The sequence below is a fragment of the Pseudomonas sp. GM_Psu_1 genome (assembly GCF_026544185.1).
Classification (GTDB): domain Bacteria; phylum Pseudomonadota; class Gammaproteobacteria; order Pseudomonadales; family Pseudomonadaceae; genus Chryseomonas; species Chryseomonas oryzihabitans.
Genome location: NZ_JALNUX010000007.1, coordinates 153,045 through 167,673 on the forward strand (window position 1 = coordinate 153,045; position 14,629 = coordinate 167,673).

10 protein-coding genes are annotated in these 14,629 nt (G+C 64.6%); all 10 read right to left on the reverse strand.

Annotated elements, in window-relative coordinates:
- Positions 1 to 34: 34 nt before the first annotated feature.
- Entirely contained in the window at positions 35 to 3,970 is a 3,936-nt protein-coding gene (locus tag OXS31_RS23460; protein WP_267399808.1) for a glycosyltransferase, read from the reverse strand.
- Positions 3,967 to 4,998, reverse strand: a complete 1,032-nt coding sequence (locus tag OXS31_RS14450; protein WP_267399810.1) for a hypothetical protein — start codon at positions 4,996 to 4,998, stop codon at positions 3,967 to 3,969. Before OXS31_RS14450 ends, OXS31_RS23460 begins: the two co-directional genes overlap by 4 nt.
- Positions 4,999 to 5,128: 130 nt before the next feature.
- On the reverse strand, positions 5,129 to 6,193 hold the full coding sequence (pseI, locus tag OXS31_RS14455; RefSeq protein ID WP_181083293.1) for a pseudaminic acid synthase: 1,065 nt from the start codon (positions 6,191 to 6,193) through the stop codon (positions 5,129 to 5,131).
- On the reverse strand, positions 6,190 to 7,680 hold the full coding sequence (gene pseG, locus OXS31_RS14460) for a UDP-2,4-diacetamido-2,4,6-trideoxy-beta-L-altropyranose hydrolase (RefSeq protein WP_181083291.1): 1,491 nt from the start codon (positions 7,678 to 7,680) through the stop codon (positions 6,190 to 6,192). The genes pseI and pseG overlap by 4 nt, the downstream gene beginning before the upstream one ends.
- On the reverse strand, positions 7,668 to 8,384 hold the full coding sequence (gene pseF / locus OXS31_RS14465) for a pseudaminic acid cytidylyltransferase (protein WP_267399816.1): 717 nt from the start codon (positions 8,382 to 8,384) through the stop codon (positions 7,668 to 7,670). The genes pseG and pseF overlap by 13 nt, the downstream gene beginning before the upstream one ends.
- Positions 8,381 to 9,001 carry a pseudaminic acid biosynthesis-associated methylase gene (locus tag OXS31_RS14470; protein ID WP_027598023.1) on the reverse strand — a complete coding sequence of 207 codons (621 nt, stop codon included), beginning with the start codon at positions 8,999 to 9,001 and terminating at the stop codon, positions 8,381 to 8,383. Before OXS31_RS14470 ends, pseF begins: the two co-directional genes overlap by 4 nt.
- Before the next feature lie 11 nt (positions 9,002 to 9,012).
- Positions 9,013 to 10,164 (reverse strand): UDP-4-amino-4,6-dideoxy-N-acetyl-beta-L-altrosamine transaminase, encoded by a 1,152-nt coding sequence (pseC, locus tag OXS31_RS14475; RefSeq protein ID WP_115946527.1) that lies wholly within the window; start codon positions 10,162 to 10,164, stop codon positions 9,013 to 9,015.
- A complete protein-coding gene (gene pseB / locus OXS31_RS14480) occupies positions 10,161 to 11,156 on the reverse strand; it encodes a UDP-N-acetylglucosamine 4,6-dehydratase (inverting) (protein WP_145248369.1) in 996 nt (331 codons plus the stop codon). The genes pseC and pseB overlap by 4 nt, the downstream gene beginning before the upstream one ends.
- Before the next feature lie 118 nt (positions 11,157 to 11,274).
- Positions 11,275 to 12,573: a flagellar hook-associated protein FlgL gene (gene flgL, locus OXS31_RS14485; protein ID WP_027598026.1), complete on the reverse strand. Its 1,299-nt coding sequence runs from the start codon at positions 12,571 to 12,573 to the stop codon at positions 11,275 to 11,277.
- 11 nt (positions 12,574 to 12,584) lie between these two features.
- Entirely contained in the window at positions 12,585 to 14,624 is a 2,040-nt protein-coding gene (gene flgK, locus OXS31_RS14490; RefSeq protein ID WP_027598027.1) for a flagellar hook-associated protein FlgK, read from the reverse strand.
- Positions 14,625 to 14,629: the final 5 nt, after the last annotated feature.

A 14,629-nucleotide genomic window follows, 5' to 3' on the forward strand; every position in this document is an offset into this window, starting at 1 on the left:
ATTTAATGGCGAAGCACACTTTTCCTTGCGGCATTCAACCGGGTAGCCATGCAGCCTGCCAGGCGTCCAGATTGCGGCCTTCCAGCATCCACCTTTGGAGCACCTGTTCACGCAGCAGATCGCCCTGTCGTGCGGTGGCATCCAGATCGGCCAGCTGACCGCGAATGGCATCGCACCAGTCCTTGAATCTGTTGCGCACCCGGGTTACCGGCAGATCACCTCGGTAGGGCTCGATATCCGAGCACACCACGGGGAAACCGCAGGCGCCATATTCGAGCAGCCGCAGGTTGGTCTTGCAGCGGTTGAACAGGTTGTCTTCGAGCGGGGCAATAGCGAGGTCGAGATCCAGGCTGGCCAGCTTGGCCGGGTAGTCGTCGATGAAGACGCCCGGATGGAACTCATGCACATAGGGTCTGAGTCGGTCGGGGCACATGCCGAAGAAGACCCACTCCACTTCGTCGGCAAGCGCCTGGACGACATCCACCACCAACTCCAGGTCGCCGGTATGGCTGCTGCCCCCCGCCCAGCCCACTCGTGGCTTGCGTCCCTGTCTACGCAGGCTTTGCCGCCCCGCCCACCAGCGTGGAGGCAGGAAGTTCGGTACGACGCGTATATCGGTATTCATACCGGCCAGAGCACTGCCCAGCGCCGGCGTAGAGACCACTAGGCGGTCGCAGGTCGCCACGGCCTGGCGCAGCGCCTTGAGGATATCCTTGGGTATCGAGGCGCGATGCATGCTCTTGAGCGGCAGGTTGGGCAGATAGTCGTCCAGCTCGAACACCGTGAAGGTGCGCGATAGCCTCTGCAAGCGACGCAGGCTGTCACGCTGGTCATCGGTGATCTGCCGCTGCAGGACCAGGGTATCGACCGAAAAACGCTCCAGTTCCAGGGGCGTCGGATGCTGGGCGCAGATCAGCCCCTCTACCCGACCGGCATCGCGCAGCGCCATCAACGGCTGACGTATCCGGTAATGGCCGCAGCCCGCTTCGTCGGCGGGACAGACCAGGATCTGCGGGAGGACGGCCTGCTGCAGGCGTCGCGTACCGTATTCGAAGCTGAAGCCGCTGCCGGCCAAGGAGAGCTGAGAGTTGTACGCGGGATCTCGTGCCAGCACGGGGAGCCAGCGCTCCTGCAGCGCTTCGCGCTCCGTCGCACGTTGCTGATCGACCAGTGTGCCGTCCAGACCTTCCTGGACAACCGTCGCCTGGGGCGTCCAGACGTTGAGATAACCGGCCTGCCGCAGACGCAGGCAAAAATCCACCGGGCCATAGGCCAGCGGAAAGCGCTCGGCATCCCAGCCATCCAGCGCCAGGATCAGCTCGCGCTTCAGCAACAGGCAGGCTGCGCCCAGCGCGCTGTAGTCCTGGACCAGCTGCTGCCGACTCAGATAGCCAGGGGCTTGCAGATCCTCACCGGCGAAGGCCGCACTGGCCGCATCGTCCAGACCCAACAGCAGGCCCGCTTCGAGGATCCGCCCCTCGGGATCGCAGATCCGCGGTCCGACGGCGCCGACTTCCGGCCGCTGCCCCTGATCGAGCAAGACCTCCAGCCAGTCCGGCTGCACCAGCACGCAACCGGGCTCGAGCAGCAGCAGGAAGTCTGCCGCGCTGGCCTGGGCCACGGCGTTGATCAGCGCGGAGCGATTCGGCTCGCCAGCAAAGCGCCAGACCTTCACCTGTTCGGCAGCCAGCGCCTCCAGGTCATCTAACCAGCGTTGCGTCGCCGGCTGACGGCTGCCGCAATCGACCAGCAGGACCTCAAAACCGGCATAGCGGGTCTGTTCCAGCAAGCTGTCCAGACAGCGCTGGGCGCGCTCCAGCTCATCCAGCACCGGGATGACCACCGATACGCTGGGAGTCGCCTGATGGCCGTAGGTGATGAGATACCGCCGTGGCAGAAACGCTTCGACCCGGGCCTCGGCATAGCCGCGTGCCTGCAGGTGCTGCTCCAGCGCCACCTGCTCGGCGGGCTCGACGCTCAGGGCGGGACTGTCCGCGACCAGCAGGACCTCGGGCAGATGTTCGATACCGGCTCCGGCATGGCGCTGGATCACCCGCAGCAGCAGATCCAGAGGTGCTGCAGTGCCGTAGGCAGGCTCCAGGCCGCCCAGGGCAAGCAGGCTCGATTGACGCACGGCCCAGTGCCGTCCGAACAGCGCCGGAAAGCTCAGCAGCAGATCGAGGTTGAAGTCGGGACGAAAGCAGGCGCCGATCGCACCCTCGGCAGACCGCTGAAACTCGTCGGCGAAACAGGCATGACTGGCCTGCCCCTCGGGATCCTGCAACTGCAACCGGGCTAGCATCGAGGTGACCAGCAGCAGGCCGCTGCGAGTAAATTCGCCACCGGCGTCCAGGGTCAACCACCAGTCGCAGGCCGCATTGCCCTGCTCCTGCATCCGTGCCGAGGCGACCGTCATGATCTCCCCTGCTTCGACCGGTAGCCATTCGACGCCGGCCTCTAGGGTGACGGGGACAGGCGCCGGGCTGACTACTACAGCGGTCCAGGCCGACCCCAGGGCCTCTTGCAGACTGGCTAGAGTCCGCTGCACCGCGCCGCCATTCTGGTCGGCATCGAGAATCAGGATTCCCAGCAATTGCCGGCCGCGACCCAGCTCGTCAAGCGGACGCTGCAGCGCCTCGCGCTCCGCCGCGATAGGCAGGCGGGCATCCAGCCAGGCCAGCAGACGCGGCACCAGGCCGACGGCCATCTCACCCATCAGCTGTGCTACGCGCTGGGCGGCATCGCCCGCCTGGGCAAGGTTGTAATAGGGTGCGTTGCGGGCGCTGGCCGCAATCTGCCGAGCCCGCTCGCCAGGATCGCACAGCAGACGGCCAAGGGCCTCGGGCAGCTCTTGCGCCGTGACGTCGGCGATACCGGCTTCCGCCGCATAGCAGGGTCCGAAGGGCATGTTGCCCGGATGCCGCAAATTGATGGCAGCGGTGCCGCTCAGCAGGGCTTCCACGCAGTAATTGGAATCCACGGCGATCAGTACATCGGCGACCACCGGCCAGAGCGGACCGTCTTCGACCAGATAGAAATAGCGCCCCGGATCGGCCTGGCGTTCGCGCAGCAACTCAGCCACGCGCGTCTCGCCGAACTGGAAATTGGGCGGACGATCCTTGATCACCGCATTGAAGGTCAAGCCGCTACTGAACAGCTTCTCGCAAGCATCGATGAAGGCCGCCACGGTTCGTTCGAAAATGGCCTGGTCACCGTGGGCGCTATGACCGCTCGCCCAGGTGGTGCCGAACACCACGATGGGTTCTCCGACGCGCAGACCGTGCCTGGCACGCAGTGCCGCGGCATGCTCGGCACGGGCGGCACGCCGTGCGGGAATGCCATCCCAGGCCGGATTGCCAGTGACCCTCAGGCGCTCCGGCGGCACCCCATAATCCAGATAGCCCTCCAGGCCACGCTGGCCGTAGACGGCGGTGATGTCGGCGACCTGGCGCCCATGCACCGTGTAGGGATCGTTCAGCGCCAGGGCGTGGGACAGGTGCAGGGAAGGAATCCCCTGGGTGCGCGCCCAGAGCATGGTCACCTTGGCGATGACCATCACGTCTTCACTGCCCAGCACCAGGCTCAGCCGGTAGTCGCGTTGCGCGCGGGCGAGGCTTTCCAGCAGCGTCACCACGGTGGGCAACTCGGCGTGCAGGCGGGCATCGATCAGGGCGCGCAACGCGGTCCAGTCTTCGTTGTGCAGACGCGCCGGCGGACCCTGATCGAACCAGAGCTGCAGGCGGCTATGCCAGTGGTGGGTGTCGCGCTCGACGGCGAAGACGCCCGCATCGTCCAGCTCCTGATCCAGCACGAAGACCTTGCTACCCGCTTCGTCCAATACATCCAGCAGCCCCTGCGAGACATAGGGCGACAGGGTGATCAGGGTCAGGGGGCCGTGTCGGCGGAAGAACTCCCGCAACACCGGCAGTTGATTGTCCCAAAGGAAGGCGACGATGGCCGGGGCTTTCACGAGGGTGTTCTCCGTGCCGGAAAATACTGCCGCAACAGCGGCGTCATCAGGAAATAGTCGAGGCCGCGCAACAGCTCTTCATGTTCGCCGGAGCCCTGGTGCCATGCGTCGAGTATGGCCATGGCCCGCTGATCGATCGCCTCGGCGGACTGCCAATCGCGCAATTGCCGAGCGGCTGATTCTGGCAGCAGCGCCAGCCAATCCAGCTGCGGATAGTGTCGCTGCAGAACCTCGCCAAGCATGAGCAACAGCTGCTGGGCACGCAGGGAAGAAGTCACCTCCGCCTGGCTTGCCGCCAGCACCTCGGCACCCGGCGCCAGGCGCAGAGGATCACGCAGGGCCTGGTCGCGCTCGGCGAGTTGCTGCAATGTCTCCTCAGGATCCACCGCCCCGGGACGCTTCTCTGCCGCGACCAGGCAGCGTCCACTTGCCCGGGGTGCCAGCGTGGCGAAAACCTCCTGCTCCAGGCGCAGCGCCCAGGTCCGCAGCGGCTCGTCGTTGGCAAGCCAGGACAGCAGCCGCCGCCACTTGTGTCTGTGCCTGAGCCCCCGATACAGCCAGGCATTGTCCCAGAGCCCGGCATAGGGCTCGATGGCGATGACGGCCAGTCCCTGAGCGCTCAACTGGTCGATCAGGTCGCAGAGGGCATAGCACGGTGTCCGCTGATCCCGGGCTGTCAGACGCCGACCGAACCCCTGCCAGTGCTCCGCCGGACGCACGTCCAGTACCAGTCGCCCGCCCTCTTCCAAGGCGGCGGCATAGTCATGCCAGCGCTGTTCAACCGCTAGATTCGACGGTAGCGCAGCATAGGCCTGCAGGTTGCGGGTCGCCGGTACGGACATCTGGTCGGCACTCACCCGCAGGGGTTCGGCTGCGGGATGCAGATGGCGCCGGGCGAAGGCGTCTTCCACCTGCTGCCGCAGGCGATCGATCCCGGCATTGCCGAAGAGCCAGGGGCCGTCGGAAAGCGGCAGGTCGGTCGAGGTCCAGTCCTGGAGTGGCTGGGTGGATAGGTGCTGGAGGGTCATGGTTGCAACCGTCTCCCAAGGAATAGGATTTCAGCCTGGATCCGGCCGACGCTGGTAGGCGCCAGATTATCGTGCGCCTTGGCTTATGGATGGATGTGACATGCAAGGAGCTTGGGTTCAAACACCAGTGCTATTGATCGCGCTCTTGGAGATGACGCCAGTCCAGGGCTTGTCCGCGCTTGAGCGGCTCACGGGCCGTGCTGCGCAGGACCCGCTCGAGATGCTTGGGCGCCAGGCCCAGACCGGGACGGATGGCGCGGACATTGGCCTCACTGAAGGCTTCGCCCGCCACCATGTCTCGTACCACATAGAGGGAGCGGCGGAAGACCAGTGATTTGCGCTCGTCGGGCGTGGGTCCGTAATGCACCTGCCCCATGGCCTGCCAGGCACGCTCGGTCTCCACCACAAGCGCCCTGAGCTCATCAGGCTCCAGTGAAAAACTCGCGTCCACACCGCCTTCTGCCCGGGACAGGGTGAAATGTTTTTCGACTACGCTCGCACCTAGCGCCACGGCCGCGACCGCAGCCCCTACTCCCGGCGTGTGATCGCTGAGCCCAATCTCGCAGCCGAACAGCTCACGCATGTGTGGAATGGTCCGCAGGTGGGTATTGGCCGGACTGGCGGGATAGGTGCTGGTGCACTTGAGCAGGACCAGATCGCGACATCCGGCCGAACGCGCGGCCTCCACGCACTCCTGCAATTCGGCGAGGCTGGCCATGCCGGTGGAGATGATCAGCGGCTTGCCAGTCGCGGCAACGCGGCGAATCAGCGGCAGATCGACGTTCTCGAAGCTGGCGATCTTGTAGGCCGGGACGTCGAGCGACTCGAGGAAATCCACCGAGGACGCATCGAAGGGCGTCGAGAAGACTTCCAGGCCGCGCTCGCGAGCGCGTTGGAAAATGGGCTCGTGCCATTCCCAGGGCGTATGGGCTTCGCCGTAGAGTCGATAGAGCGAGGTGCCGGCCCAGAGACTGGCGGGATCGCCGATATGGAATTCTCCCTCGTCCAGATCCAGGGTCATAGTGTCGGGGGTATAGGTCTGCAGTTTCAGGGCATGGGCCCCCGCATCGGCTGCGGCGTCGACCAGAGCCAGCGCCCGGTCCAGGGATTGGTTGTGGTTGCCGCTCATTTCGGCGATGACGAAAGGCGGGGCGTCGCGCCCTACCAACCGATTACCAATACGGAAGGTGCTCATGATGGGATTCTCGGCAGAGAAAGCTGAAGCTGATGATCACGCAGTAGAAAACCTGCGCGCTGGAAAAGCTGAAGGGAGGCCAGATTGCCCGGACGCACCTGTGCCGCTATGGATTCCAGGTCGATCCAATGACGTCGAACAGCCTGCTCACCGCCGCTCAGCAGATGCTCTCCCCACCCCTGACCGAGGCGCTCGGGCAGCAGGTAGATCGAGACCTCGGCCCTCAGTCCCTCCAGGCGGTCGTAGCGCAATACGCCAACAGGTCCATCGAGCGTCTCGCCGATCAGCAGCAAGCGCCGCTCGGGTTGGGCCAAGACCTGCTGTAACCAGGCCAGATGCTGCTCCCAGCCAATCGGGGCGGTATTGACGGAGGCCTGTCGTACCCTTTCGGCGTTGCGACCCTCGAAAAGCAGTCGAGCATCTTCGAGTGTCGCCGGACGCAGGAGCAGCTCCATGCCGAGCAGCGCCGTCGCTACCCGGTTAGCGCCGCGACCATCCACCAGCGCCCGGCCGCGGGCCGCCAGGCTCTGGCGGAGGCCGGGACTGGCCTGCAACGTCTGCACGGCTGCACGGTAGACAGCGACGCTGACCTGCGCCGCTTCGCCCAGGTAAAGATGGGCGCCGCCGGCCGCCAGGGCCTCGGCATTGGCGCGCTGATTGGGCGCCAGAGAGACGCAGAGACTGGGGACCCCCAGGCAGGCCCGCTCCCAGGCTGTGCCGCCACCCGCGCCGATAGCCAGGTCGGCTTCGCGCAGCAGCCCGGCGAAATCCTCCACGTGCTGCCAGAGGCGCCACGCCGGATGTCCCTGGCAGCGTTCGACGAGTTCGACCCAGTGGGGATTGGCCGGTCCGGCGACTACATCCACCTGGAATTCGGCGAAATCAGCGAGGGCAGTCAAGACCTTGAGCGTCTCTCCGGCGGCATCCACGCCGCCAAAGCTCACCAGAACACGCCTGATCGGCCCCCAGCATTCAGCGCGCGGTCGGGCGAAGGCAGGTCGCAACAAGGCGAAACGCGGTCCGGCCAGCAGACGTGCCGTGTCTGGCAAGGTGATGGTTCTTCTCTGAGCGGTAAGGTTCTGGTCCAGCAGGAGATCGACGGCATGCCGGCGGGTATCCAGGTCATCGATGGCCAGGACGCGGCGCGCACGCAGGCGCACGGCCGTCTCCCACTCGTGACCGAGTCCGTAGTGATCCACCACGCACCAGGCGAAGTCCAGCTGCGCCGGCAGAGCGCTCCAGAGCGCCTCGATGTCATCCTGCCAGGGCAGCGCCGCCTCCATATCGCGGCGCGGGTCCGGTACCAGCAAGGCATGGACCTCATGGCCTCTTGCGGCGATAAGCGCCTGCAGATCGCCAGGACCGGAACGGCAGGCAAAATGCACCTGGCAGCCCGCCGCCGCCAGGACATCGGCCAAGGTCAGGCAGCGCATCACATGACCCGAGCCCAGCGACGTCGAGGCATCGCAGCGGATCAGGATGCGCATAGGCGGCCCAAACCGGTCAGCAGGGCGCCATACAGCAACTCGGCGCGCTGCCAATCCTCGGGGGTATCGATATCCTGCACCCGATGCCGCGGCAGCCGTATGGGCAGCGAGTGAGACGCATGCAAGGGTGCACCCTGCGCCCAGGCCTCGGTGCGTCCCCAATAGAACTGGCCGGCATCGTGGAAGGCCGGCTCCAGGTCCTGGGAGCGGGTTTCGTAGAACTCCGGATAGAGCGATTCGACACCGCCGTCAGGGCGCAGCCGCAACGCTCGCTGCACCGGCGAGGCGAAATCGGTGACGGTAAAGGCATAGGCCTTGTCCGGATGACCTTCGAGGATTTCCAGCCCCCGCGCCAGATCGGCCGGGGTCACGAAAGGTGCGGTAGCGTAAAGGCAACAGGCATAGGCGAAGTCCTCGCCCTGCTCGAGCAGCGCCGCTACCGCATGCTGGATCACCTCGACGGTACCGGCATGGTCATCCGCCAGCTCGGCGGGACGCAGGAAGGGCACCTCGGCGCCCCAGCTCCGGGCGACTTCGGCGATCTCTGCATCGTCGGTACTGACCACGACCCGGGTGAACAGGCCACTCTCCAGGGCCGCCTGGATGGAATAGGCGATCATCGGCCGGCCGTGGAAGGCCTTGAGGTTCTTGCGCGGGACGCGCTTGCTGCCCCCCCGGGCGGGAATGATGGCGATAGCGGTCACGCCTGTTTCTCCAGCAGGAACCAGGAGATGTCATCGGCCGGAAACAGCGGATCGCGGTGATAGACGAAGCCGTAGTCCAGCAGGCGCAGATCGGCATGGCGGTCGAGCAGTTCACCGGCGAAGTCGCGCTTGAACAGTCGCTCGGCATGGCCGCGATAGCTCACTTCCACCGGCGTGGGGTTGTAGTACTCGGCGACCAGGATGAAGCGTCGGCTGGCCTGGTACAGCTTGTCGTAGGCAGCCGGCAGCAAGTCGGGAGGCAGATGGATGAGTACGCCCTTGGTGAACGCCAGGTCGAAGCCCTTGGTCACGGGATAATCGAACAGCGAACCCTCCCAGATCTCGGCCACGTTCTGCGCCCGGGCCAGGGCGCAGGCCTTGCCGTTGAGCTCCACACCCTGCAACTGCGCCTGGGGCAACAGGGCTCGCAGGGCCTGCAGGTTGAGGCCACGGTTGGTGCCCAGTTCGAGTACGCTACCCAGGCCGCCGGCGCGCGCCAACGCGCGTCCGAAGAAGGCCAGGCTGCTGGCCACGGCTGCAGCGCCGGCGTTACGGTCGACGTAGGCATCGCCGAATTCACCCTGCCAGAAGCGCTCTTGCGCGGTCATCTCTCGCATGCTCCTTTCCTCTACTTCAACAACTCGGCCAGCGCTTCAACCACACGATCCTGCTGGGCCTCGCTCAGGTCGGCGTACAGCGGCAGGCTCAGGGCCTGGGCGTAGTAGCGCTCGGCTTCTGGAAAATCGCCGGGTGCGAAGCCCAGGGCGCGGTAATAGGGCTGCAGGTGCACGGGAATGTAGTGCAGGTTGACGCCGATACCCGCAGCTCTCATCCCGGCGAAGACCTGATCGCGCTGGCCTTGCTCCACGCGGATGGGAAAGAGATGCCAGGCCGACTCGGCACCGACCTGATCGCCAAGGAGGCCGACCGGCAATTCTGCCAGCAGCTCCCGATAGCGCTGGACCAGGGCGCGCCGGCGCGCGATGAAGGGCTCCAGGCGGTCGAGCTGCGACAGTCCCAGGGCCGCCTGGATGTCGGTGATGCGGTAGTTGAAGCCCAGCTCCAGCTGTTCGTAGTACCAGCCACCCTGCCCTGCGGCCTGCAGCAACGCCGGATCGCGGGTGATGCCGTGGCTGCGCAGTCGCCGCAGCCGTTCGGCAAGGGCGGCATCGTTGGTGGTGAGCAGTCCCCCTTCGCCGGTGGTGACGATCTTCACCGGATGAAAGCTGAATACGGTGATGTCGGCCTGGGCGCCAGAGCCTACGGGCTGACCGGCGTAACGCGCGCCTATGGCGTGGGACGCATCCTCGATCACCTTGAAGCCATAGCGGCGTGCCAAAGGCTGGACGGCCGCCATATCGCAGCTCTGGCCGGCGAAGGCCACGGGCACCAGGATCTTCGGCAGCCGCCCTGCCCGCTCGGCGACTTCCAGCTTGGCGGCCAGCGCCGGGACGCTGAGATTGAGGGTGCGCGGATCTATGTCGACGAATTCGACGTCGGCGCCGCAATAGCGCGCACAGTTGGCGCTGGCCACGAAGGTGTTGGGCGAGGTCCAGAGCAGATCCCCTGGCCCCAGGTCCAGTGCCAGGCAGGCGATATGCAGCGCCGCCGTGGCATTGCACACGGCCACGCCATGCGTTGCTTCGCAGCGCCCCGCCACCGCCTGTTCGAAGCGCTCGATCATCGGCCCCTGGGTCAGCCAGTCGGAGCGCAGCACGGCGGTGACCGCGGCGATGTCCGCTTCGCTGATGGATTGCCGACCGTAGGGAATGGCGCTCATGGGCAGCGCTCGACCAGTTGGCGCAGCGCCGCGACGTCCAGATAGTCGGGGTTGCTGTCGGACAGGTATTCGAAGCCCGGCTCGACCGGATGTCCCTGCTCGCCCAGGCCATCAAGGGAGTAGTTGCACGGCTGGTTGAAGCTCAGCGCCGGCGCGATGACATAGTGGCGTGCGAATTCCAGGGTATGAGGACTGTCATCCCGGGAGATCATCATCTCGTGCAGCTTTTCCCCCGGACGGATGCCAACCTGGCGCTGCGGCAGGTCCGGCGCCAGGGCGGTAGCCAGATCGACGATCCGCGCGGAGGGAATTTTGGGCACGAACAACTCACCGCCCTGCATGCGCTCGAAGCTGCGCATGACGAAATCCACGCCCTCGTCAAGGGTGATCCAGAAGCGCGTCATGCGCGCATCGGTGATCGGCAGGTCCTTGGCGCCCTTGGCGATCAGCTTGCGGAACAGTGGCAAAACCGAGCCGCGGGAGCCAACCACATTGCCGTAGCGCACCACGGCGAAGGACGTATCGCGACTGCCGGCGATGTTGTTAGCGGCGACGAACAGCTTGTCCGACAGCAGCTTGGTCGCGCCATAGAGATTGATCGGACTGGCAGCCTTGTCGGTGGACAGGGCGATGACCTTCTTCACGCCGTTCTGCAACGCCGCGGCGATGATGTTTTCCGCGCCATTGACGTTGGTACGGATGCATTCGGTAGGGTTGTATTCGGCCGCCGGCACCTGCTTGAGGGCGGCGGCATGTACCACCAGATCGATGCCGCGCATGGCCTGCTGCAGGCGCTGCTCGTCGCGCACGTCGCCGAGGAAGTAGCGCATGCAGGGGGCATCGAACTCCTGGCTCATCTCGTACTGCTTGAGTTCGTCGCGAGAGAACACCACCACCCGTTTGGGCTGGTAGTCGCTTAGCAGCCGCTTGACGAAGGCGCGACCGAACGAGCCGGTACCACCCGAGATGAAGATCGACAGGCCATCAAACATGTTGCTATCCCTTCGCGATGAGTCGAGCGGCGGAGGCGGCGGAAAACCGGCGCATCTAGCCTAGCGAAAGAGTAGCAGCAAAAAATCGGCCAATCCCGTTACGCCTTGACCTCTGTCCTTACAGGTACTTGAACAGACTCAACTGGGCGATCTTCACGAAACTCTGCTGCGATGCCTGCAGTACGGTGTTCTGCAAGGCGTAACGCGACAGCGCCTCGGGATAGTCGAGATCCTGGAGATCAGACTGCACCGACTTGTTGACCAGGCTGACGTTGGCGATGAAGTCACTGGTGGAGTCGATGACGTTGAGACGCGCGCCGACCTTGCCACGCACGCCGTCGACCTGGGTGTAAGCCGTATCCAGGTTGCTCAGGGCCACGGCAGCGCTGTCACGGATCTGGTAGACCCCTTCGGTACTGCTGTCGCCATTCTCCAGCGCCTTGCGCAGGTCTGATACCACGTTGAGCAGGCTGCGCTTCTCGTTGGCGGTGTCGCGGGTGATCTTGAATTCGTCACCGGCAGCCGGAACGCCATCCATCTGCACCTTCACCCCGCCATAGCTGATGGATTTGCTGGCTTCCTGGGTGCTGTCCAGGCTGTCCACCTTGAGTTGGCCCGCGGGTGGATTGGCCGGATCGTAGGCCGCCCATTGGGCGGCCGTAGGTGCCTTGGCGAGGTCGTAGACGACGTATTTCTTGTCATCGAGGAAATGGATGCCGATACCGTCACTGGCTACCGGCGGCGCGCTGGCCGGAAAGGTCGAGTCATAGGCGCCCTTGTCCGTCACCAGGCCGAGGGAGATCCGCCCGGTACCGGTATTGGTCGTCCCCTTGCTGGTATCCACCCGATTGGCGTTGAAGTTGTTCTCGAAGGCGTCCTTGCCGCTGTCGCTGAGGGGCACGAAGGTGGAGCTGGCGATCTGTACGCTGCGCTGCCCTTCGTCGCCGTTGTAGCTGTAGGTGCCGTCGGCGTTACGCACATAGGGCTGGGTGTCACCCATAGAACCGGAGAACAGGTATTTGCCACTGGCATCCTTGCTGTTCATCAGGTTCATCAGCTCGTCTTCGCGCTGCCCGACTTCCTTGGCCAGAGAGGCGCGATCGGTTGGATCCAGGGCACCGTTGCCGGCCTGGACGGCGATCTCGCGAATACGCGTCAGCACCGTCTCCACTGAGGTCAGCATGGATTCCTGGGTAGTGAGGCTGTTCTTGGCGGCGGTCATACCGGTGTTGTACTGACCGTTGAGCGCCTCTTCCTGGCTCAGCTGCAACAGCTTGATCGACGCCACCGGATCGTCCGCCGGGGTGAGGATCTTCTTGCCGGTGCTGATCTGTTCCTGGGAGCGGCTGACATCGCCATAGTTGCTCTGCAGGCCGCTGATGCCATTGTTGAACGCCTGGACCGTAGAGATGCGCATGGGCGGGTTCCTTATCTGAAGGCGCCGATCAGGGTGTCGAACAGCGACTGGGCGATCTTGATGACCTGCGCCGAGGCACCGTAGTACTGCTGGAACTGGACGAGCTTGGCCGCCTCTTCGTCCAGGTTCACCGCTGACAGGGAATCACGATTGTCTTCGGATTGCTTGAGCACGGTCTCACTGGCGGCCGAGTCCACCCGCACCTGGGCGGTCAGGGTACCGACCCGCTCCACCAGGCCGCCGTAGGCGTTGTTGTAAGTGGTACCGGTCGTGCCATAGCCGCCCATGGTGGTCTTGGTCTGCAAGGCCACCAGGTTCAGGGCATTGCGGTTGTCCGAGACGGCGCCACTGTTGGCACCCAGGGTGAAGCTGTCGCCATCCTGCGGCACGCCGCTGACGTTGAAATCGTAGCTGTAGCTGTTGTTGGTGTTCGGGTCGGTGTATTGCAGCCGCAAGGTATTGGTCTGACCCGAGGTCAGGCCGGTAGTGGACGGCGAGACATAACTCAGGCTGGCCCCGGTGGGCAGGGTCCCGGTCAGGTTGCCAGCGGCGGCATTGAAACTCAGCTTGATGCCACCACTACCGAACAGCCTACCCAGATCGGCGGTACTGACCGGCGAAGGCGCACTCTTCAGGTCAGGCTGGGTGATAGCACCGGTACCACGGTTGTTGGTAGTGCTGGCAGCCTTGGCGGTACCCGCGAAGCCCAGTTGGCTGGATTGGCTCAGCTCCACACTCATCTGCGCCGCACCGCGACGGGTGGGCTGGAGGCTGAAGACGTCGCCCGCCTGGGCCTTGTTCAGTTCGGCCGCGGTGAACTGCACCTTGAAACCCTGATCGGTACCCTTGGCATCGGCGAAGGTCAGGGTGACCGGATCGGTACCGCTGCGGGTCACCGTGATGCTGGTGCTATCACTGATGCGCAGCGCCTTGAAGTTGGTGCCGTCGAAATCCAGCCGATAGTCGCTCGGATTGAGCTTGGACGTATCGGTGATGTTCAGCGTGGCTGTAGCCGAGCCGAAGTTGGTGGACCGCCCCATGACTCGCAGACCGGTGCTCTGGCCGCCGTTGACGTCGCTGAACAGCGCCGAACCGGCATTGCCCGCCAGATCCAGACCCTGCCCCAGCTGCTTGTTCAGGGTATCGGTCAGGGTCAGCGCCAGCTGACCGAGGCTATTGAAGGCATGGTCCAGTGCCGTGTCTCTATAGGACAGCAGGCCCCCCATCTCGCCACCACTGACCTGCGAGGTGATGATCTGCGAGGTACTGCCCGCCGTCAGGGTGATCTGATAGCGCGACGGATCGTCATTGCCCGGTTGAGCGGTCAGCGTCGAAACGTTGCTGCCGACCACCAGTGGCTGGCCGGTGCCGACGAACAGGTTGAGCGAGCCATCGTCCTGGCTGACCACCTGCAAACCGACCATGCCGGACAGCTGCTTGATGGCCTGGTCCCGCGAATCGATCAGATCGTTGGGCGCCGCGCCGGCTGCCTTGGAACGGGCAATGGCATCGTTCAGGCTGCCGACGCTTTTGGCCAGGGAATTGATCTGACCGGTGAGGGCCGACAGCTGATCGTTGATCTGGCTGTTCTGCTTGTCGATCTGGTCATACAGGGTATTGAAGGACTTGCTCAGCCCCTGCGCCTGGGCAAGCACGGCCTCCCGCGCCGGGACCGAGGACGGATCCTGGGACGCGGTCTGCAGGGTGGCGAAGAACTTCTGCATCGCCGGCGTGATACCGGTGGTGTTGTCGGACAGCAGGCCGTCGAGCTGGGAGATCTGGCTCTTGAAAGCCTGCAACTCGCTGTTCTGGCTGTTGGCCGAGCGCACCTGGCTGGTGAGGAAATCACTGGCGAGGCGACGCACATCCACCGTCTGGGAGCCGGAGCCGACATAACCCGAGCCATTGAACTGGGCGATGTTGGTCTGCTGGATGGCCTCCTGCCGCGAATAGCCGGGCGTATTGACGTTGGCGATGTTGTGACCGGTGGTGGTCAGGGCGTTTTGCGTGGACCTCAGGCCCGATAGACCAATGGAAAGTAGATCAGCCATGGCTC

Bases quoted from the DNA above. Each gene is read 5' to 3' on its own strand.
- flgL (WP_027598026.1), bottom strand. From the start codon at position 12,573: ATGCGCATCTCTACGGTCCAGGCGTTCAACAATGGCATCAGCGGCCTG.
- pseB (WP_145248369.1), bottom strand. From the start codon at position 11,156: ATGTTTGATGGCCTGTCGATCTTCATCTCGGGTGGTACCGGCTCGTTC.
- OXS31_RS14450 (WP_267399810.1), bottom strand. From the start codon at position 4,998: ATGACCCTCCAGCACCTATCCACCCAGCCACTCCAGGACTGGACCTCG.
- pseC (WP_115946527.1), bottom strand. From the start codon at position 10,164: ATGAGCGCCATTCCCTACGGTCGGCAATCCATCAGCGAAGCGGACATC.
- OXS31_RS14470 (WP_027598023.1), bottom strand. From the start codon at position 9,001: ATGCGAGAGATGACCGCGCAAGAGCGCTTCTGGCAGGGTGAATTCGGC.
- pseG (WP_181083291.1), bottom strand. From the start codon at position 7,680: ATGCGCATCCTGATCCGCTGCGATGCCTCGACGTCGCTGGGCTCGGGT.
- pseI (WP_181083293.1), bottom strand. From the start codon at position 6,193: ATGAGCACCTTCCGTATTGGTAATCGGTTGGTAGGGCGCGACGCCCCG.
- flgK (WP_027598027.1), bottom strand. From the start codon at position 14,624: ATGGCTGATCTACTTTCCATTGGTCTATCGGGCCTGAGGTCCACGCAA.